Source organism: Microcoleus sp. T2B6, assembly GCF_036700475.1.
Taxonomy (GTDB): Bacteria; Cyanobacteriota; Cyanobacteriia; order Cyanobacteriales; family Microcoleaceae; genus Microcoleus.
This window is the reverse complement of sequence record NZ_JAUBOZ010000048.1, coordinates 6,855-26,461: the sequence shown is the minus strand read 5'-3', so window position 1 is coordinate 26,461 and position 19,607 is coordinate 6,855. Positions and strand designations below refer to the sequence as shown.

The window sequence follows — 19,607 nt, the reverse complement described above, 5'->3', positions numbered from 1 at the left end:
CTCCTATTGTTGTGCTTCTACGGGACGTTGATCGGGAATGTGTTCTGCGGGTTGACTTTCGATTGCAGGTTCATTGTCTAAACCTGGCACAGGCAGACTTAAATTAGGGCCTTTGCGGATAATTCTGCTGCCAAAATACAAGGCACAAACAAACAAAAAGCTGTAAATAACTGCAAAGAAACTGAGAGAAGTTAAAACATTGCTGGCGGGGATGTTTGACACCGCGTCAGCAGTGCGGATTTGCCCGTATAAAGCCCACGGTTGTCTGCCGACACAGCGCACAATCCAACCGGATTCTACAGCAATGTATCCCAGGGGAGCAGCTAATACCCAAGCGCGCATCAGCCAAGGTTGACTGCTAATATTTTCAGCAGCAAGTTTGCCTCGCATCCACTGAATTATACTGAATAGCATCAGTCCTAAAAAGAAGAATCCAATCCCGGACATGATGCGAAAACAATAGTAGATTAAACCCACCATTCGCGGTCTATCTTCTGGCTTCCATTCCTTCAATCCGAGTACGGGTTCGGAGAGTTTTTGTTTGAATTCCAGAACGTATCCTAAGCCATTGGGTACGCTAATTTCCCAGTCATTTTTTTGGGCTTTTTCATTAGGCAAAGCTAGCAAAGTCCAATCGGCTGACTCTCCCGCTGGTGAGGTTTCCCACTTAGCTTCGATTGCTGCTAATTTAGTGGGTTGATAGTGATAAACTTGTTCGGCGCTCAAATGTCCGATGTATATCTGCAAAGGTGCAACGGCGATAGCTGTCGCTATGGCAATTTTTAAAGACTTGGAAAAAAAGGCTTGGTTGCGCTTATTGAGAATGTACCAAGCGCTAATTCCCCCAATGACAAACAGCGAAGTTTCTAACGTCGCAAAAAACATATGGAGAATGCTGTTTAATGCGAACGGGTTCATAATTGCTTGAAAGTAATCGCTGACAATAAATTTGCCATTGACCATTTCTCCTCCCGCAGGAGTTTGCAGCCAAGAGTTAGCGACTAAAATCCAGACTGTGGATAGGTTAGCGCCGAAGGCTACCATGATTGTAGCGAAATAATGGACGATCGGGTGAACGCGCTCCCAACCAAACAGCATAATGCCTAAAAAGCCGGCTTCTAGCATAAATGCCATTGAAGCTTCAAAGCCTAAAATGCTGCCAAAAAAGTCACCAACTGCTTCGGAAAATGGTGCCCAATTCGTGCCAAACTGAAATTCCATCGGAATTCCTGAAGCTACTCCAATACCGAAGTTGAGGACGTAGAGTTTAGACCAAAACCGAGCGTGATGGTAGTAGTCGGGATTGCGAGTTTTAAGCCACATTCCTTCAACAATTACCAGATAAATTCCCATTCCCGTAGTCAGAACTGGCCACAGCATATGGAATATGGCGGTTAGCGCAAATTGCATCCGTGATAGCGCCACGGTGTTAGATAAGATATCCATCGTTATATCCTTTGGTCAGTTCAAGAGAGGCTAGCTTGCACAAATTCCATAATGGACACTGGTTATAATGTAGTGTAAAAATTTGTGACATTTTGTAGAGTTGGCAATTTTTAATGTTTTATACAGATTTCGGTTGTATTTTTTTGTATGTTAAAATAGGTAGATTATGCTTTGTCGTTGGGTGGGGGCGGGTTTATGAGATTGTGGGTTTTAGGCATTTATTGTCGGTGAACCCGCCCCTACAAGATTTATGTTCGGTGATGGAAATATTATCTTAGCGAACCGTGACTGTATAAGTCAGTTTAAAGGGTTTAAAATTAGCTTTATTTTTGGCTGTTCCGGTCAATTCAAGTTCGTACATCCCACCATTGGGAAACACGATATCACCTCCCGGTATTCCTTGATATTTTTCCGCAGATATGGCTTTTAAAGGCGGCTGCATCAGCGGCTTATCCCCATCTTTACGATTTTTCGGATAAACCGCTAATTTGCAATTACACTGCTCTAGTGGGATAATTTGACCGCCCCTGCGAGTTAGCGCAAACCACACTCTCGCAGGCTGTCCGGCGCGGGGGTTGTGGTTGGGTTCTAGGTGAAAGGTAGCGGCTACATCTCCGGATACTTCGACTTCGTGCGCCAAAACTGAAATCGAATTTAACTGCAGCGCACTGGGAATTGCTGCTTCAACTAGCAATCCCAAAAAAACTAACAATCCCAAACTTTTACTTTGGTTTGACAGGCGAAACATAGAAATTTTGTAGTGATAAAATTGACCAAAATAAACGCGATCGCACAAACATAACTAATACCACAACCACCGCTAACACCGCTGTCAGCAGTTGATTGTGCAACTTCCATTCAAAACCGCCGAGATAGTGCGAACCGATGAGTGCCGCGTGTACAGCGCACAGCAAGAAAGCTGGAACGCTTAACAGGTGAAGCATTCGCCACAGCTTGCCTAAATAATTTTGAATACGATCGACACTTGTAACCGCCGCAGGTACCATCAACAGCAGCGACAGCATCCCAGCCGCCATTCCCAACTGGTGCTGCGGCAACATGAAAGACACAGCATCAAAATTCCATTGCAGCGTATGATCCAGCATATGAAACGTGTGGGCGACTGCTAGGACAAACGCGCCCACACCCAAGGCGCGGCGGTAGCGCAGCAGTTGCGGCAAAAACTTGCTAACCGGACGCGCCAACAGTGCTAGCATCAAGCACAGCAGCGCTGCGTGACCGGTAAAATCGACCATTTCATCGGTTCGCAGCAAGGTAAGAATCCCGATCGCCACAGTCACCCAACCACCCATCCGAAACAGTTGACTGCGCTTGTCCGCGCTCAATCTGCCAGCAAAAAAACTCACTCCCAGCATAGTTGGCAAGGTGCCGAGTCCAAAAGCCAGCATCGTCGTCGCACCCAAAACCGAATTTCCCGTTTCCGCCGCCTTAATCTGCGCCGCATAGAGGAAACCGCAGGGAATCAAACCCCAAAGCAAACCCAAAGCAATCGGCACCCACCAGTTTTTTTGTGCCGAAAGCTTGCTCATTGCTTGTCCGACTCGATCGTGCGACATTGGGTGCAGCAGCGGCAATCGCGGCAGCAAGTTCGGTTTAATTTGCCCTACTCCAAACCAAATCAGCATCGTGCCCGTTAGAAGTGCGATCGCCCGCCGCAATTCGCTACCCGTACCTGCCAAAAGTCCGCCAGCAATTAACACCGAACCCAGTCCGCCAATTGCAGCACCAACCAAAGCGTAAGCAGCAATTCTCCCCAAATTTAGCAGCAAATGAAAGCGGAAAGCAGCTAATTTATCGTTGCGGGAATTAGAAATAGAAAACGCCATTGTCAGCGGGCCGCACATCCCCGCGCAGTGACCGAAACTGCCGAGAAATCCTAAAGTTGCAATTAGCAGGATGTCGAGCATATTGAGTCATACGATTTTAGATTTTAGATTTGTTTTTACTGCTTACCTATTACCATGCCCAATTCCCAATTCCCAATGCCCAATTCCCAATTACCCATTTTGAATTCCGAGCGCTAAAATTCCCAAAATTTTATCAACCTGATTCAAAAAATACTCCAATAAATCTATTTTAACTGATTGCCCTTCCAGCATTAAAAACTTCCAAATTTCTCCCGTTGTCACAACCCCATAAATCCTCGATACCTGATTTCCTTCCCGTTCGTTAAACAGTTGAGCTGCATACATTTCCGCTACGCACTGACCCAACCCAGCATTAATATTTTCCTTTTTAGCCTCAACGATTAAAATCGCCGGCGCGCTAACAATCAGGAACTCTACCGATCGACTGATCAGAAAATCGCAACTGCCGTTTAATCCCAAGTCGCTGTCAACCGTAAAATCAACTCCCGAAAACAAACTAATGCGATCGGGAAACTGTTTGGTAAGTTCCAGCAAAATCGGCGTAATAATCATTTCTGAGCGTGATTTTTCCGTATTACTCGCCAGAGCAAAAGGAACATTATAAGCTAAAGTTTCTGTTAAATGATTGCTGCATTCTAAAGCAGGTACGGCAGAAAACAAATCTTGCCTCTGCGAAATAGTTAAATTCAAAGCTTTTTTGACGCTTGCCAAACTAAAATCGCTGTAAGCCATACATTTTACACTTGATTTTTTACTTGTTAGGACTTACGCAACTCACACATATAGTAGGGTGCGTCTGAGGTCTAAACCATTAATAATCGCTCTATAACGACAGCCTGACGCACCCTACAAGTCTAATAACTAATGACTAATAACTAATAATATCATGTCCGCTCGATTGACCATAATATCCGGGCAGGGCGGGTTTTTGAGATTGGAGATTATTGGCAGATATTGTTGGTGAACCCGCCCCTACCTGATGAAGGGTAATCGACCGGATATGATATAACTAATGACTAATGACTAATGACTAATGACTAATGACTAATGACTAATGACTAATGACTAATGACTAATGACTAATGACTAATAACTACTTTTGTGCTGGATGCGCGGCTTCCGGCGAAGCTGCACCCATTTGATTAATAGCAGCAATTAGCTGATAAAGCCGCCCTAAATCCCGCTGGTTGAAATGCAAAGTCAGGCGCGGCAGATCGAAAGTTGCATCTCCAATTTCCGGTTCCAAAGCTTGACTTTTTTCAATTTTTCCGGTGACAACAATATCGCTAAAATCAGCATTTAGCCGATCGACATTCTCCTCAGAAAGCTCTGTTTTCAAGCGAATTACCAATTTTTCGCGCACGTAGCGGCAGGAGTGATAAACCAGATAAAAACTACCGATCGCCTCGCAAGCGACATTTACATCGTCAGTAATCGTATACAGGCTGCGATCGTCGGCTGAAATCAAACCCCGGCCCCGCAATTGTTTTTGCACAAAATAATTCCAATCAAGCCAATAATCTCCTCCCGGTCGATCGATCAATACCAAAGGAGCCGGCCCGAACTTGCCAGTTTGAGTCAAAGTCAGACACTCAAAAGCCTCGTCCAGAGTGCCAAAACCGCCCGGAAACAGAGCTAAAGCATCGCTCTCCCGGAGAAAAAATAACTTACGAGTGAAAAAATATTTAAAATTGAGCAATTTGGGATCGCCGGCAATGAAAGGATTAGAACTCTGCTCGAAAGGTAACTGAATGTTCAGCCCAAAAGAACGTTCAGCCGTCGCCCCCTCGTTCCCCGCCTGCATAATTCCCCCGCCGCCGCCAGTAATCACCATAAACCCCTGCTCGGCCATCGCGCGCGCAAAGTCTCTGGCCATCAAATATTCTGCAGATTGCGGTGACACCCTCGCCGAACCAAAAATCACAATTTTGCGAACGTGGCGGTAAGGATAAAACATCTCAAAAGCGCTCTCCATATCTCGGAGCGACGCCGCAATAATCTTCAAGTCTAGCCGATCGAGATCCTCTCTGGCCATTTGCACTATGGTAGAGAGCGATCGTTCGATCCACTCAGAGTGCTTCAACATTGGCAAGCGATCGAGCAAATCCATCACTTCAGCTTGGAGGGACTCAAAACCTTGACCTGACCCAGAACGAATCATGAATTTTTCCGAAACGATAACAAATTGTCGCTACTAAAAATTAAGGGGCAAGCCCAAGTTAGAAGCCAATAGCCACCAGCAAATTGCCCTGCTGGCCACTAATAACTTTTCCCGTAGCTTTGCCCCGGTTCTGAAGGGAGTTAGCTTTCGCGGCCCAAAAAGAACAGCGCGAAACCGCTCGCAGTTCAGTTAAATGTACTTTTCCAGAGTGTTGGCCAGAGTAGTTTTCGGAACTGCCCCAACCACCATATCCACACGTTGACCGCCCTTAAATATCATCAGCGTCGGAATGCTGCGGATACCGTATTGGCTGGCCACGTTAGGATTCTCGTCGGTATTAACTTTTACTACCTTGACCTGCCCTTCATATTGCTGGGCAATTTCGTCTACGACGGGCGCCACCATCCGACAGGGCCCGCACCAGGGAGCCCAAAAATCCACTAGAACTGGAACTTCGCTATCGAGCACTTCCTGCTTAAAGGTAGAGTCGGTTACTTGCGCGGCTGCTGACATCCCTAGCCATCCTTGTAAATACTATTTCTCGGATAACAAGTTTAGCAAAAAATGTAACCACTTGCGTCAACGATTTTAACAGAAGGCTTCTGAAGGAAGAAGGAAGACGGTAGAAGGAAGAGGGAAGACGGTAGAAGGAAGAAGGGACAAGGTTTCTGAAGGAACAAGGCACTTATGTTTCCGAAGGCACTTATGTTTCCGAAGGCAGAATGGGGAGCATCTCACCTTTGCGGCCAAGCTAGAAATTGGAGTTTTGAGGCAGGAGGCAGGAGGCAGGAGGCAGAAGGAAAGAGGAAGAAGGAAGGAGCCACAAGAAGGAAGGAGCCAGAAGAAGTATTTTTACAAATATGAGATGCTCCCGCAGAATGCACTTATGTAGAAGAAAAGTTCTCCCACTCCCAGACTCTCCCACTCTCCCACTCTCCCCTCTCCGGAGCTAAAAGCCTCAGTTCTGTATCTAGTAAGCAAGAGCCAAGATTTCCGGCAAAAAAGGAACCGCCCGAACAGTAGTCCGGGCGGAGTGTGGTGTGAGGAGTGAACGGAAACATGCGTCTCCGCTTCTTCTATTGTGACATCTCCTTCTCGATAATTCCACAATATTCTGTAAATTTCGAGACTATTGAACAAATTTTGTCAAGGTATGCTGGTATTCGATCGGTAAATCTACTTACCCATGCCCAACTGCTGAGCTTTTTGATAGACTTTACCCTCAGTCAGCAGAGAAGGAGCAATTACCACTTCCACTTGCTGCATCTCCTTAATATCCTTAGCGCCCAAGGTACCCATACTAGTTTTCAGAGCTCCGAGCAAGTTGTGCGTACCGTCATCTAGCACCGCAGGCCCCCGCAAAATTTGCTCCACAGTACCCGTAGTCCCCACGCGAATGCGAGTGCCGCGCGGCAAAACCGGGCTGGGAGTCGCCATCCCCCAGTGAAAGCCGCGGCCAGGAGCTTCGGCGGCCCTGGCAAAGGGCGAACCAATCATCACTCCATCGGCGCCGCAGGCAATGCACTTGCAGATATCGCCGCCGGTAATTAAACCGCCGTCAGCAATCACCGACACGTATTTGCCAGTTTCGCGATAGTAGTCGTCCCGCGCGGCGGCGCAGTCTGCTACCGCTGTGGCTTGGGGCACGCCGACACCCAATACGCCCCTAGATGTGCAAGCAGCCCCCGGCCCAATGCCCACGAGAATGCCCGCAGCGCCAGTTTTCATTAAATTCAGGGCGACTTCGTAGGTCACGCAGTTACCCAAAATTACTGGGATCGGCATCTCTTGACAGAATTGTGTCAAATCTAAAGATGAGATTGATTCAGGGGAAAGGAAAGCTGTCGAGACTACTGTTGCTTGCACAAAAAATATATCGGCTCCAGATTCAGCAACCGCCCGGCCGTATTTGCTCGCAGCAGCCGGTGTACCGCTGACGGCGGCAATCCCTCCTCCTGCTTTAATTTCTTTAATTCTGAGCTCGATTAATTCTGGCTTGATGGGTTCGGCATAGAGTTCCTGCATCAGAGAAACAAATTCGTGGTTGCCGACACTCGCGATGCGCTCTAATATTGGCTGGGGGTCGGCATAGCGGGTTTGAATTCCTTCTAGGTTGAGCACGCCCATTGCTCCCAATTCCGACAGCAAAATGGCCATGCGGACATCGACTACTCCGTCCATTGCGCTGGCGATGATCGGGATTTCTCGATCGATCCCGCCAATCTGCCAGCGAGTATCTGCCAAACTAGGATCGAGCGTGCGCTGTCCTGGTACAAGCGCGATTTCATCTATGCCGTAAGCTCGGCGAGCACTTTTGCCCCGCCCAATTTCAATATTCACGCTGTTTCACTTCCACAATGTATTTAAATTAGAGTAACAAAATCGTAGCCTGTCGGCAGGTAGCGATCGCGCAAATGAGTTTAAAAAGCCTGATCTTGATTGGATTTTATGAAATCGAAGGGGATACTTTTCCTCAGCAACGGCCACGGGGAAGACGCGATTAACTGTCAAATTCTCCAAGCTTTGAGAGTATCTGGCGCGGATGTTGATGTTTCGGCCATGCCGATTGTAGGTGACGGGGCTGCTTACCGCCGATCGACCGTGCCAATTATTGGGCCCACCAGTCAAATGCCGTCTGGGGGAGTTTTTTACATGAATCCCCTGTTTTTCCTCAAAGATATTGGGGCGGGGCTGATTGCTTTGACTTGGCAGCAATTGCAGGCTGTTTGGAGGCATTCGCGCCACTGCGATTTGGTGGTGGCCACTGGGGATATTGTCGCCGGGGCGATCGCCCATGCCAGCAACCGCCCCTATATAATTTTTCTATCGGCCCATTCTAGTTATTACGAGGGGCGAGTCGATTTGGGTTTAATCTTGTGGCAGTTGCTTTGCTCACAGAAATGTCTGGCGGTTTTTACTAGAGATGCTTTGACTGCTGCTGACTTAAACCGACAGGGTTTAAAAAAAGCTCAGTTTGTCGGCAATCCTGTCATGGACAACCTCAATTCTACGGGCAAAGATTTGCAGTTAATGCCCGGAGTTCAGACTATCGCCCTTCTCCCCGGTTCTCGCCTCCCGGAAGCCACCGACAACCTCGTTTTGCTGCTGGAACTGGTTAAAGAAATTGCTAGTAACTCTACTGTACCAGTGCAGTTTCGGGCAGCTTTAGTTCCGGCTTTAATGCCTCAATTAGAGGATATTGCGGCGCGATGCGGATGGCAAATGCGATCGGGTAAGCTCATTTTTCCAGCAATCAAACCGTCTTTTAGCGAACACAAATTAGAAGAACTAGAAGTGATGTGCTGGGCCGATGCTTTCGCCGATATTTTGCAGCAGTCTAGTTTAGTAATTGGGATGACTGGAACTGCTGTCGAACAAGCTGTGGGCTTGGGAAAACCTGTAATTGCAGTACCGGGAAACGGCCCTGCATTTACTTATAGATTTGCGGAGGCTCAAAATCGGCTTTTAGGTGATTCGGTGCAAGTTATTGGCACCCAACCAGCGAACTCTGATATTATGAAGGAAGCTGCTTTGGCAGTCGATCGCACTTTGCAAGATGATAAATATTTAGCCAGTTGCATTCAAAATGGTTTGGAGAGAATGGGGCGATCGGGCAGCAGCATAAAAATTGCTAATTACGTGGCAAACTATCTGGGTTATTGATTGTTCTTGATTGTGGTAGGGTGCGTCAGGTGTGAAATTTTCAAGCGCCACGAAAAGTCTAATTCTGACCGGAAAACGAGCCCGCCGGGCCCCTGGCTTTAGACACGGGGAAAAGTCGGTAGCGGTTTCAACCGCCTTGAACAATTCTTTATATTTCGACACACAATATACAGGTTGGTTGGTATATACTGTAAATATGAAAACAAAACTAAAATCCAACAGCCATGTAACCTACTGCTGCAATTATCATATTGTGTGGTGTTCAAAGTATCGTAGATCTGTGTTGATTAACGGTGTAGATGTTCGCCTGAAAGCGATTTTACAAGAAGTTTGCACTGAATTCAACGCCGAACTAATAGAAATGGAAGTAATGCCAGATCATGTTCATGTTTTAGTAGGAGTAGACCCACAATTCGGGATTGCCAAGTTGATCCGATATTTGAAAGGACGTTCATCTCGACTGTTGAGACAGGAATTTCCTTGGTTAAAAAGCAGACTGCCAACTCTGTGGACGAATAGTTACTTTGTTGCAACAGTTGGCGGTGCGCCACTATCAGTGGTCAAGCAGTATATCGAAAATCAAAAAAATGTCTAATTACGGATGCCAGCAAAACTTAATTAATGCTGATTTCAGTCTGAAAGCAATTTTAGAGTTTGTCTGTGGTGAATCAAACAAGCTAGCAAACTGCGCCTTGTACTACGGTCGTCAGTTGTATTTCAAAACTGGCAAAATCCCTGGGAAATATGATTTCCATAAAATGTTTAAATCGAATTTGCATTTTAAGGCTCTGTATTCCCATGTCGCACAGCAAACTTTAACCAGTGTCGCTGAATCCTTCAGTTCATACATTGGGCGGCTATTGGGAATCAAATCTGGGACTGTTACGCAGCACCCAAAGCTACCAAAATACAGAAAAGATTCTCTGAAATTAGTGACATTCCCGATCGCGGATGTCAAACTCAAAAACGGGTTGTTACGGTTCCCACTAGGTAGTAAAGTCAAGCTTTGGTTTGGAATCGGAGAATTTTTCTTGCCGATGCCGTCAAACTTGGACTACAAGAAACTGGTTGAAATTCGGATTCTTCCCAGAAATCGCTGTTTTTACGCCGAGTTTGTATATCGAACAGAGGAGCAGCTTGGTAGTGCTGTGCTTCCCGGAAGTGTCCTGGGGTTAGATAATGGAATTAATAATTGGTTAACAGGCGTATCTAATGTAGGGACTTCTTTTATTATTGATGGACGACATCTAAAGTCTTTGAATCAGTGGTACAACAAGCGAATCTCTGTGCTGAAAGAGAACCGACCACAGGGGTTCTGGTCAAACCAGTTAGCCCGGATTACCGAAAAAAGGAATCGACAAGTTAGAGATGCAGTCAACAAAGCAGCAAGGATTGTAATCGATCACTGCCTTAAGAATGGGATAGAAACGGTAGTATTTGGATGGAATAAAGAGCAAAAACAAAATGCCAATATGGGTCAAAAGACTAATCAAAAATTTGTGCAAATTCCTACGGGTCGGCTAAAAGAGAGAATACTTCAGTTGTGTCATCAGTACAAAATTAAGTTCCTAGAAACTGAAGAAGCATATACCTCAAAAGCCAGCTTTCTCGATAATGATTCGCTGCCTGCGTTCGGTGAAAAAACTGAAGGGTGGAAAGAATCAGGAAAAAGAATAACTCGTGGACTGTATCGTTCAGCCGATGGTACGAAAATAAATGCTGATGGCAACGGCGCAGCAAACATTATCAGAAAAGTAGCGATAAAGCTAGGATTAGATCTTAGCAGAATCAGTAGCGGCGAATTGATAGCGCCTTTGAAAATCCGACTCTGGGTTCTTCAAGAATCCCCTCGCATGCACGGCATGGGGAGTATCAAGCACCATTTATATTATGTCCGGTCGATTACCCCTAATACGGTAGGGGCTCCCCTCACAAAAAATATCTGCCAATAATTGACAATCTCTAAAACCCGCCCTTTTAATCGCTCGATCGGACATGATATTATTCCCTGGTGCGTCAGTATGAGATTGTTGATTGGTCGCGAAAATAATTGTGGCTGACGCACCCTACTGCTATTTCAACAACTCAGAAACAGTTTTAAACTCGTAACCTTTCGACTGCAAATCCTTGACAATCATCTCAGTTGCTGCTACGGTTTTCGAGCGATCGCCCCCGCCGTCGTGCATCACCACAATCGAACCCGATCGCACATTTTTAATCACCCGATTTGCGATATCTTCCGCCGTGAGTGTTTTTTCATAATCTTGGGAATCCACATCCCACATAATCAGTTTTTTGTGCATTTGGGATAGCAAATAAGACAAAACTATAAATCGCCTACCCCAAGGTGGCCGAAAACTGATACTATCTTGCTTAACCCCAACTTCCTGCAAAAGTTTGTCCGTTTTTTCAATCTCAGACAGCAAAAATTCCTGGGGTTTAAACATCATATCTTTGTGAGAGTATGAATGGTTTGCCAACTCATCTCCCCTCGCGACAATCATTTTCACGATTTCTGGATGTTTCTCAATATTGCGGCCGATTTCAAAAAAAGTTGCTTTAATTTGATAGCGGTCTAAGATATCTAAAAGCTGATTTGTATAGGGAGGATAGGGCCCGTCGTCGTAGGTGAGGGCAACAACTTTCACTTCGGTATCGGCGCGGTTGATGCCGAAATAATTGTGAAATTTAGTAACTTTAATCAACAGCGATACTGCGAAAAATAACGCTATGGTGAAAAGCAGAAACTTTTGTAAAATTTTACCGATTCGCATAGCTGCACGCACTCGATAGAGAAGGAAAGTGGATTGTTGTCAGATTACCACAATTGGGGAGCTGAATCCTTAAGCTATTTTATCATTAATTATTGTCCGTTCCGAGATTTTTCAGTTGTGGCGATCGCCCAGTAGCTAGACGCTTCAAGTGCCAGTACACTTGTACCCTACATATAGCGTAAGGGGAGCATCTCATATTTGTAAAAACACTTCTTCTGGCTCCTTCCTTCCTTCTTCCTTCTTCCTCTTTTCTCCTGACTCCTGACTCCTGACTCCTAACTCCAATTTCTAGCGGAGGGCTGCTTTCATTGAGATGCTCCCTAGCGTAAGTAAGTCCAGAGGAAAAAAGCAATAATATAAAGATCGGGAGTTGTAGGGGCTGGTAAGGCAAGGATTTATATTCGGAGCGAGTGTACGGCTGTTCTCACCCGCTCCTCGCCATGTTATATTTATTTGTATAGTCAACTTTTTTAGGCAGCAATAATTCCCAACATGATTTCACTGCCAGATATCACAATTGTCAACCAAATCTACGAAAGTGCTAATTCCATCGTATACCGAGGCATCCTCAAATCAAATCAGCAACCTTTGATTTTGAAACTCCTCAAAGAGGATTACCCCACACCAGCCGAACTCTACCGCTATCACCAGGAATACGAAATCACTCGCCGTCTCAACCTAGAGGAAACGATTAAAGCCTACGAACTGCGACAATACGAAAACACACAAGTCATGTTGTTACAGGATTTTGGAGGAGAGTCCTTAAAAATCGTGCAGTCAGGTCGTCCCTATGCTGTACTAGATTTTCTCCACCTTGCCCTCCCAATCACAGATGCGTTAGGCAAAGTTCATCAAAAAAATGTCATTCACAAAGATATCAATCCATCTAATATTGTCTTGAATCCTCAAACAGGACAATTAAAAATTATTGACTTTGGCTTATCTACCATCCTCTCCCAAGAGAATCCCAGCCTCACAAGTCCTAATCTTCTAGAAGGGACATTGGCTTATATATCTCCAGAACAAACAGGCAGGATGAATCGCTTACTAGACTACCGCACCGACTTTTATTCTCTTGGCGTTACTTTCTATGAACTGCTAACCAACCAGTTGCCTTTTGAATCCGTCGATCCACTTGAGTTAGTTCATTGCCATATTGCCAAACAACCCACTCCACCTCATGAAATTAATCCAGAAATTCCCGTGACTATCTCAGAAATTGTCATGAAGTTAATGGCAAAAAATGCGGAAGATAGATATCAGAGTGCTTGGGGAATCAAGACGGATTTAAAAACTTGTCTTGCTCAATTTATAAATGGTAAATTTCAACCTTTTTTCTTGGGATACCAAGATATTTCTCCTCAATTGCAACTTCCTCAAAAACTGTACGGGAGAGAATCACAGATTGAGTCCTTATTGAGTGCATTTGAGCGCGTAGCGTCGGGACAAGAAAAACAAGTAGGGGCTCGTTTAGCAAATAACCTGAGTAACCCAACGACAACTCAGTCACAAAATCTGCCCGTAGAGACACAAACTGAACTCATGCTAATTTCGGGATACTCTGGTATTGGGAAATCAGCTTTAGTTCAGGAATTGTATAAGCTCATCACTCAAAAAAGCGGCTACTTTATTGCAGGTAAATTTGACCAGTTGCAACGCGATATTCCCTATCAAGCTTTAGTCGCTGCCTTCCAAGAATTGGTGCGACAACTACTCACCGAAACTGAACCCCAATTACAACAGTGGCGAGAGAAGATTCGACGTGCATTAGGAATCAACGGACAAATTATTATTGATGTTATTCCCGAAGTAGAACTGATTATTGGCAAACAGAATCCCGTCCCCGAATTACCTGCAACAGAAGCAAGAAATCGGTTTAATTTAGCTTTTCAAAACTTTATTCGAGTTTTTTGCCAAAAAGAACATCCCCTCGTCCTATTTCTAGACGACCTTCAATGGACAGACAGCGCTACCCTGCAATTGATTCAGTTGATAATGACCGATTTTACTACTCAATATCTGTTTGTAATTGGAGCTTATCGAGATAACGAAGTCACTGCAACTCATCCTGCAATGCTGACTTTATCTGAGATGAAAAAGCAGGGAGTTGTAATTAATCATCTCTCCGTTTCACCCCTAAATTTAAACCAGGTTAATGAATTCATTGCGGATACGCTGAAAACCGATAGCATCCAGGCGCAAAAATTAGCTTATTTAGTTTGGCAAAAAACACAAGGAAATCCGTTTTTTATCAAAGAGTTTCTCAAGTCGCTTTATACCGAGCAATTGCTGAAATTTGATACTAATGCTGGGGCTTGGGATTGGGATTTAGAGCAAATTATAACTAGGAATATTACTGATAACGTTGTTGAGTTCATCGCAGATAAAATTCAAACCTTATCAGATTCAGCACAAAAAGTTTTACGATTAGCCGCTTGCATTGGCAACCAATTTGATTTGCCAACCCTTTCCATTATTAATGAAAATTCTCAAAAACAAACGGCTGATGAATTGTGGAATGCTATTCAAGCAGGGTTGATATTACCCATTGGGGATGATTACAAATTCCTAAAAACAGACAGAGATACCAAGGGATTAAAAATTATTTATAAATTTGCTCACGATCGCATCCAGCAAGCAGCCTATTCCCTAATTCCCCCAGACGACAAGCAAGCGGTTCACTGGAAAGTTGGGCAACTGTTGTTACAAAATACACCACCACAGGTACTCCAACAAAAGATTTTTGATATTGTCAATCAACTAAACTTCAGTATAGAAGCAATTGACGTTCAGTTAGAAAAAGATAAACTTGCTCAATTAAATCTGATTGCTGGCAAAAAAGCGAAGGCATCAGCAGCTTGGAAACCGGCCTGGAATTACTTAAGCATTGGTATAAATTGCCTGAGTGCAGATAGTTGGCTTCGTCAGTATGACCTAAGTCTAGCACTGTATGTGGAAACAGTAGAAGCTGCTATCTTGAGTGGCCACGTGGAGGAAATGGAAAAATTGGCTGACATTGTGCTTCAACAAGCTACTTCATTGCTCGACAAAGTGAAAGTCTATGAAGTCAAAATTCCAGCTTATACAGCACAAAACCAACCGTTAGAAGCGATATATACGGCACTTTCAGTATTAAAGTTGTTGGGGATTCGCTTTCCCAAAAAACCCACAAAATTAAATATTTTTCTTGAACTGGTGAAGACTAAGTTAAGTTTAGCAGGAAAGCGAGTTGAGGACTTAATCGACCTACCATTGATGACTGATCCTTATAAGCTAGCAGCGATGCGTATCCTATCAAGTGTAGTTTCTGCTGCCCATTTTGCTTCACCTGACTTGCTACCGTTAATAGCGTTTAAACAGGTAAAGTTATCAATTAAATATGGGAATACTTCTGTGTCTTCTTCTGCCTATGCTACTTACGGACTAATTCTGTCTGGGGAAACCGTAGGAGACATTGAGACTGGTTATAAATTTGGGCAACTTGCTATATTGTTACTAGATAAATTTAATACTAAAGAACTCACAGCCAGAACCATATTTATTGTTAATTACTTTGTCAAACATTGGAAAGAACATCTTAGGGAAACTTTAAACCCTTTGCAGAATGCTTACTCGATCGCCCTAGAAACTGGAGATTTAGAATATGCAGCTTATTCGGCCTGCGTATACTCCTACCATTCCTATGTATTGGGGAAGGAATTGGCAAAAGTAGAGGCAGAGATGGCAATGTACAGTAATACCATCAGCCAACTGAAGCAAGAAACATCATATTACTATAACCAACTCAATCGACAGGTTTTATTGAACTTGATGGGACAGTCTGAAGATAAATGCCTTTTAATCGGTGAAAACTATGACGAAACAAAAATGTTACCCCTGCATCGAGAGGCGAATGCTCAAAATCTTTGTCGATCGGTCTATTTTCACAAGCTATTTCTCTGCTATCTTTTTCAAGACTATCCGCAAGCTATAGAAAATGCTAAATCAGCCGAAAAATATAGCGATAGTGCTGTAGGTACTATTCCTCTCTACCATTTCTACAATTCTTTACTCGATCTGGCTATCTATTCTGACGCACCAAAATCCGAGCAAAAACTCATCCTCCAGAAGGTGAAAGCCAACCAGAAAAAGATCGAGAAATGGGCGCACTTTGCTCCGATGACTCACCTCCATAAATTCTATCTAGTGGAGGCAGAACGATATCGAGTTTTGGGTGAAAATGCTAGGGCGATCGACTACTACGATCGCGCTATTGCCTTAGCCAAAGAACATGAGTACCTCAACGAAGAGGCTTTGGCTAATGAACTGGCAGCCAAATTCTACATCGCTTGGGGAAAAGAGCAAGTTGCCCAAGCCTATATGACAAATGCTTACTACTGTTATTTACGTTGGGGTGCAACAGCTAAAATGACAGATTTGAAACGACAGTATCCACAACTTTTAAAGCGTTTTACGACAGCCAATACGTCCATAGATTCGCGCAACAGCCTGTCTAATACTTATGGCAGCACTTCAGGTGAAACCCTGGATTTGGCAGCATTGATGAAAGCATCTGGGGCAATTGCTAGTGAAATTGAGTTGGATAAACTCCTCACGACTTTGATGAAAATCCTGCTAGAAAGCTGCGGGGCACAAATTGGCTATCTAATTTTAGAGTCTCAAGGACAACTAAGAGTCGAAGCGTCAGGCGAGGCTAACTCAGATCGGGTGATGGTGTTGCAATCGACTCCAATAGAAACCTGCCTGCCTTTGTCGATTATTCACTATGTTGAAAGGACTCAGGAAGGACTGATTGAAAACAATATTGCCCGTGAAGGCAGATTTACCCAAGATGCTTATATCAAAACACAGCAGCCCAAGTCTATCCTTTGCGCGCCTCTACTCAATCAAGGGCAATTAATTGGCATTGTTTACTTGGAAAATAATTTAGCAGATGGGGTGTTTACGCCCGATCGCCTGGAAGTGATTCAATTGCTTTCAACTCAGGCGGCGATCGCCCTTACTAACGCCAGACTCTATACTCAAGTACGATCGACGCAAAATCGCCAGAATAAATTCCTTAATGCCATTCCTTTTGGCATATCCGTTCACGACGCCAAAGGACAACTGGTTTACGCCAATCCCGTCTCACAGCAGTTACTGAATATTCAAGATTTACCCAAAGCCGCAATCGATCAACTCTCAAAAACCTATCACATTTATCGGGCAGGGACAGGGGAGGTGTATCCAGTGGAAGAGTTGCCCTTGGTGCGATCGCTTGGCGGTGAAAAAACATGGGCGGATGATTTGGAACTGCACTACAGTGAGCGAATCGTTCCCTTAGAAGTAACCAGCACGCCAATTTTGGATGACACGGGTAATGTAGAATATGCGATCGTAGCTTTTCAAGATATAAGCGAACGTAAGCAGGCACAGATTACACTCATTGAAAATGTTCGCTTAGAACAGGAAATTCGCGAGCGCAAAAAAACAGAAGAGGCTCTGCAGCAGAGCGAGGCACGCTACCTTGGTATTCTGGAAGACCAGACAGAACTGATTGCCCGGTATCTGCCAGATGGTACCGTTACCTTTGTCAATGAAGGCTTCTGTCGATTTTTTGGACTGACAAGGGAACAACTCATCGGGCATCACTACGCACCTGTCGTGTTTGAGGAAGACCGCGAATATGTAACCCGAGTCGTCAATTCCATTAGCCAAGAAAATCCCGTTGTCACAATTGAAAATCGGGTGATTGTTAGCTCCCAAGTGCGTTGGACGCAGTGGGTTAACCGAGCGATATTTGATGATTCCGGTTGCATTGTTGAATTCCAGGCGGTAGGACGAGATATCAGCGCTCGCAAAAAAGCCGAAGCAGAACTCGAGCAAGCAAAAGACGCTGCTGAAGCTGCCAACAAAGCTAAAAGCACTTTTCTTGCCAACATGAGTCATGAATTGCGAACTCCCCTCAACGCCATTATCGGCTTTTCTCAACTGATGAATCACGATACTAATCTGTTAACTGAACAAAAAGAGAACCTTAACATTATTTATCGGAGTGGAAATCATTTATTATCTCTAATTAATGAGGTACTTGACCTTTCCAAAGTAGAAGCGGGACGCATGACTCTATCGGAAACTAACTTTGATATTCATCAATTACTAGCTGATGTCGAGGAGATGTTTGCGTTAAAAGCCAAATATCAAGGCTTACAATTACTGTTTGAATGTGCGACCGAAGTTCCTAAATATATCTATGCTGATGAAGTTAAGTTGCGGCAAGTGCTGATTAATTTAATCAGTAATGCCATTAAGTTTACTCCTTCGGGAAGCGTATCTGTAGAACTAAAAAGTAAACAGGCCAAAACCCAAAGTGAAGCCCAAACACAAATAACCACAAACCAACAACAAACAACCATTATCTTTGAAATAAAAGATACCGGACTTGGCATCGCTGCAGACGAACTAGAGAAACTATTCAAACCCTTCGTACAAACAGCATCAGGTCAAAAAGTGCAGCAAGGAACCGGATTAGGACTGACGATTAGCCGTCAATTTGTCCGCTTGATGGGAGGTGAAATCACCGTTATCAGCGGCGGCAAAGCTTTCACCCCTGGAATGCCTCTCAAGGAATTTTTAGAAGACACAACGGGCACAACATTTAAATTTGACATTCCTGTGGGCATCGCTGATGCCAGCACAATTCAAAACCAACCCTACCATCGTCGCGTCGTTGCCCTCGCCCCTAACCAGCCCCAATATCGCATCCTAGTGGTGGACGATCGAGATTACAATCGGCAACTGTTAGTTAAACTCCTCAAACCTGTTGGTTTTGAGGTGGAAGAAGCGAGTAACGGTATTGAAGCGATCGCACTTTGGGACTCCTACTCACCGCATCTGATCTGGATGGACATGAGAATGCCCATTATGGATGGTTATGAAGCCACGAAACAGATTAAAGGCACTATCAAAGGTCAAGCTACGGCTGTTATTGCCCTGACAGCTAGCGTGTGGGAAGAAGAAAAGGCAGTTATTTTATCGGCTGGGTGTGATGATTTTGTGCGAAAACCGTTCCACACAGAAGCCCTTTTTGACATCCTGGCTAAACATTTGGGGGTCGATTATATTTATCAGGAGCAAGACCTACCCTCTCCCCCTTCTAATGTGACTGGAGAACCGTTAAATTTCACTGATTTATTAGCAGCGATGTCAAAAGAATGGATAGTAAAATTATATGAAGCAGCTATTGACGCGGATGCGGAATTAGTTTTTCAACTCCTAAAGGAGATTCCTGAATCTCACACTTTCGAGCTTCAAACTCTCAGAAATTGGGTGACGAAGTTTCAGTTTGAGAAGATTCTGGATTTAACTGAACCATTGGTTGGTGAATATTGATATAGCAGATTGCAGGTTTATGAAGTATACCGCGCGATCGATCCCCCCTAGCCCCCCTTCTTAAGGGGGGGACAAGAGTCTTCTCAAAGTCAACCCCTACTCCCCTTCTTAAGGGGGATGCGAGGGGGATCGAGACTCAGCTAAAAGCGAGATTTCTTGGGTCGGATTGTGTAAGTCCCGTTTATGCTATTTGATGCTAGCACGCGGTTGGTTCAGTTCCATCATTGCGATCGATCCCCCCTAGCCCCCCTTCTTAAGGGGGGGACAAGAGTCTTCTCAAAGTCAACCCCTACTCCCCTTCTT

General features: G+C 44.6%; 13 protein-coding genes. 5 read left to right on the top strand and 8 right to left on the bottom strand.

Features of this window, described 5'->3' with window-relative positions:
- Positions 1-3: 3 nt before the first annotated feature.
- The 6 genes from QUA00_RS20465 to trxA all read right to left on the bottom strand — a co-directional run bounded on the left by QUA00_RS20465 (position 4) and on the right by trxA (position 6,009).
- Positions 4-1,446, bottom strand: a complete 1,443-nt coding sequence (locus QUA00_RS20465) for a cytochrome ubiquinol oxidase subunit I (protein WP_333410955.1) — start codon at positions 1,444-1,446, stop codon at positions 4-6.
- A 274-nt stretch (positions 1,447-1,720) separates the two neighbouring features.
- Positions 1,721-2,194: a hypothetical protein gene (locus QUA00_RS20460; RefSeq protein WP_333410954.1), complete on the bottom strand. Its 474-nt coding sequence runs from the start codon at positions 2,192-2,194 to the stop codon at positions 1,721-1,723.
- Entirely contained in the window at positions 2,169-3,374 is a 1,206-nt protein-coding gene (locus tag QUA00_RS20455; protein ID WP_333410953.1) for an urease accessory protein UreH domain-containing protein, read from the bottom strand. The genes QUA00_RS20460 and QUA00_RS20455 overlap by 26 nt, the downstream gene beginning before the upstream one ends.
- A 90-nt stretch (positions 3,375-3,464) precedes the next feature.
- Positions 3,465-4,067, bottom strand: a complete 603-nt coding sequence (locus tag QUA00_RS20450) for a hypothetical protein (RefSeq protein ID WP_333410952.1) — start codon at positions 4,065-4,067, stop codon at positions 3,465-3,467.
- 361 nt (positions 4,068-4,428) lie between these two features.
- Positions 4,429-5,496 carry an LOG family protein gene (locus QUA00_RS20445; protein ID WP_333410951.1) on the bottom strand — a complete coding sequence of 356 codons (1,068 nt, stop codon included), beginning with the start codon at positions 5,494-5,496 and terminating at the stop codon, positions 4,429-4,431.
- Between the two features lie 189 nt (positions 5,497-5,685).
- Complete coding sequence (trxA, locus tag QUA00_RS20440) at positions 5,686-6,009, bottom strand: thioredoxin (RefSeq protein ID WP_006631199.1); 324 nt, start codon at positions 6,007-6,009, stop codon at positions 5,686-5,688.
- 174 nt (positions 6,010-6,183) lie between these two features.
- Here trxA and QUA00_RS20435 point away from each other — a divergent pair, with 174 nt between their 5' ends.
- The gene (locus tag QUA00_RS20435; protein ID WP_333143259.1) at positions 6,184-6,360 is read left to right on the top strand and encodes a hypothetical protein; all 177 of its coding nucleotides are present in this window, start codon (positions 6,184-6,186) and stop codon (positions 6,358-6,360) included.
- Between the two features lie 312 nt (positions 6,361-6,672).
- Here the strand turns inward: QUA00_RS20435 and QUA00_RS20430 are convergent, their stop codons facing one another.
- Positions 6,673-7,836, bottom strand: coding sequence for a GuaB3 family IMP dehydrogenase-related protein (locus QUA00_RS20430; protein WP_333143258.1), 1,164 nt, complete (start codon positions 7,834-7,836; stop codon positions 6,673-6,675).
- Positions 7,837-7,944: 108 nt separating this feature from the next.
- Between QUA00_RS20430 and QUA00_RS20425 the strand changes: the two genes are divergently transcribed.
- The 3 genes from QUA00_RS20425 to QUA00_RS20415 all read left to right on the top strand — a co-directional run bounded on the left by QUA00_RS20425 (position 7,945) and on the right by QUA00_RS20415 (position 11,111).
- Positions 7,945-9,159, top strand: coding sequence for a lipid-A-disaccharide synthase-related protein (locus QUA00_RS20425; protein ID WP_333410950.1), 1,215 nt, complete (start codon positions 7,945-7,947; stop codon positions 9,157-9,159).
- A 196-nt stretch (positions 9,160-9,355) separates the two neighbouring features.
- The gene (tnpA, locus tag QUA00_RS20420) at positions 9,356-9,754 is read left to right on the top strand and encodes an IS200/IS605 family transposase (RefSeq protein WP_333410949.1); all 399 of its coding nucleotides are present in this window, start codon (positions 9,356-9,358) and stop codon (positions 9,752-9,754) included.
- On the top strand, positions 9,747-11,111 hold the full coding sequence (locus QUA00_RS20415) for a transposase (protein WP_333410948.1): 1,365 nt from the start codon (positions 9,747-9,749) through the stop codon (positions 11,109-11,111). The genes tnpA and QUA00_RS20415 overlap by 8 nt, the downstream gene beginning before the upstream one ends.
- 120 nt (positions 11,112-11,231) lie before the next feature.
- Here QUA00_RS20415 and QUA00_RS20410 read toward each other — a convergent pair whose 3' ends face one another.
- Complete coding sequence (locus QUA00_RS20410) at positions 11,232-11,933, bottom strand: polysaccharide deacetylase family protein (RefSeq protein ID WP_333410947.1); 702 nt, start codon at positions 11,931-11,933, stop codon at positions 11,232-11,234.
- 492 nt (positions 11,934-12,425) lie between these two features.
- On the opposite strand from QUA00_RS20410, the gene QUA00_RS20405 reads away from it, so the two are divergent.
- On the top strand, positions 12,426-19,304 hold the full coding sequence (locus QUA00_RS20405; RefSeq protein WP_333410946.1) for an AAA family ATPase: 6,879 nt from the start codon (positions 12,426-12,428) through the stop codon (positions 19,302-19,304).
- The last annotated feature ends 303 nt before the right edge of the window (positions 19,305-19,607 follow it).

Excerpts from the sequence above, each read along its gene's own strand:
- QUA00_RS20465 (WP_333410955.1), bottom strand. The coding sequence starts at position 1,446 with ATGGATATCTTATCTAACACCGTGGCGCTATCACGGATGCAATTTGCG.
- QUA00_RS20460 (WP_333410954.1), bottom strand. The coding sequence starts at position 2,194 with ATGTTTCGCCTGTCAAACCAAAGTAAAAGTTTGGGATTGTTAGTTTTT.
- QUA00_RS20455 (WP_333410953.1), bottom strand. The coding sequence starts at position 3,374 with ATGCTCGACATCCTGCTAATTGCAACTTTAGGATTTCTCGGCAGTTTC.
- QUA00_RS20450 (WP_333410952.1), bottom strand. The coding sequence starts at position 4,067 with ATGGCTTACAGCGATTTTAGTTTGGCAAGCGTCAAAAAAGCTTTGAAT.
- QUA00_RS20445 (WP_333410951.1), bottom strand. The coding sequence starts at position 5,496 with ATGATTCGTTCTGGGTCAGGTCAAGGTTTTGAGTCCCTCCAAGCTGAA.
- trxA (WP_006631199.1), bottom strand. The coding sequence starts at position 6,009 with ATGTCAGCAGCCGCGCAAGTAACCGACTCTACCTTTAAGCAGGAAGTG.
- QUA00_RS20435 (WP_333143259.1), top strand. The coding sequence starts at position 6,184 with ATGTTTCCGAAGGCACTTATGTTTCCGAAGGCAGAATGGGGAGCATCT.
- QUA00_RS20425 (WP_333410950.1), top strand. The coding sequence starts at position 7,945 with ATGAAATCGAAGGGGATACTTTTCCTCAGCAACGGCCACGGGGAAGAC.
- tnpA (WP_333410949.1), top strand. The coding sequence starts at position 9,356 with ATGAAAACAAAACTAAAATCCAACAGCCATGTAACCTACTGCTGCAAT.
- QUA00_RS20415 (WP_333410948.1), top strand. The coding sequence starts at position 9,747 with ATGTCTAATTACGGATGCCAGCAAAACTTAATTAATGCTGATTTCAGT.
- QUA00_RS20410 (WP_333410947.1), bottom strand. The coding sequence starts at position 11,933 with ATGCGAATCGGTAAAATTTTACAAAAGTTTCTGCTTTTCACCATAGCG.
- QUA00_RS20405 (WP_333410946.1), top strand. The coding sequence starts at position 12,426 with ATGATTTCACTGCCAGATATCACAATTGTCAACCAAATCTACGAAAGT.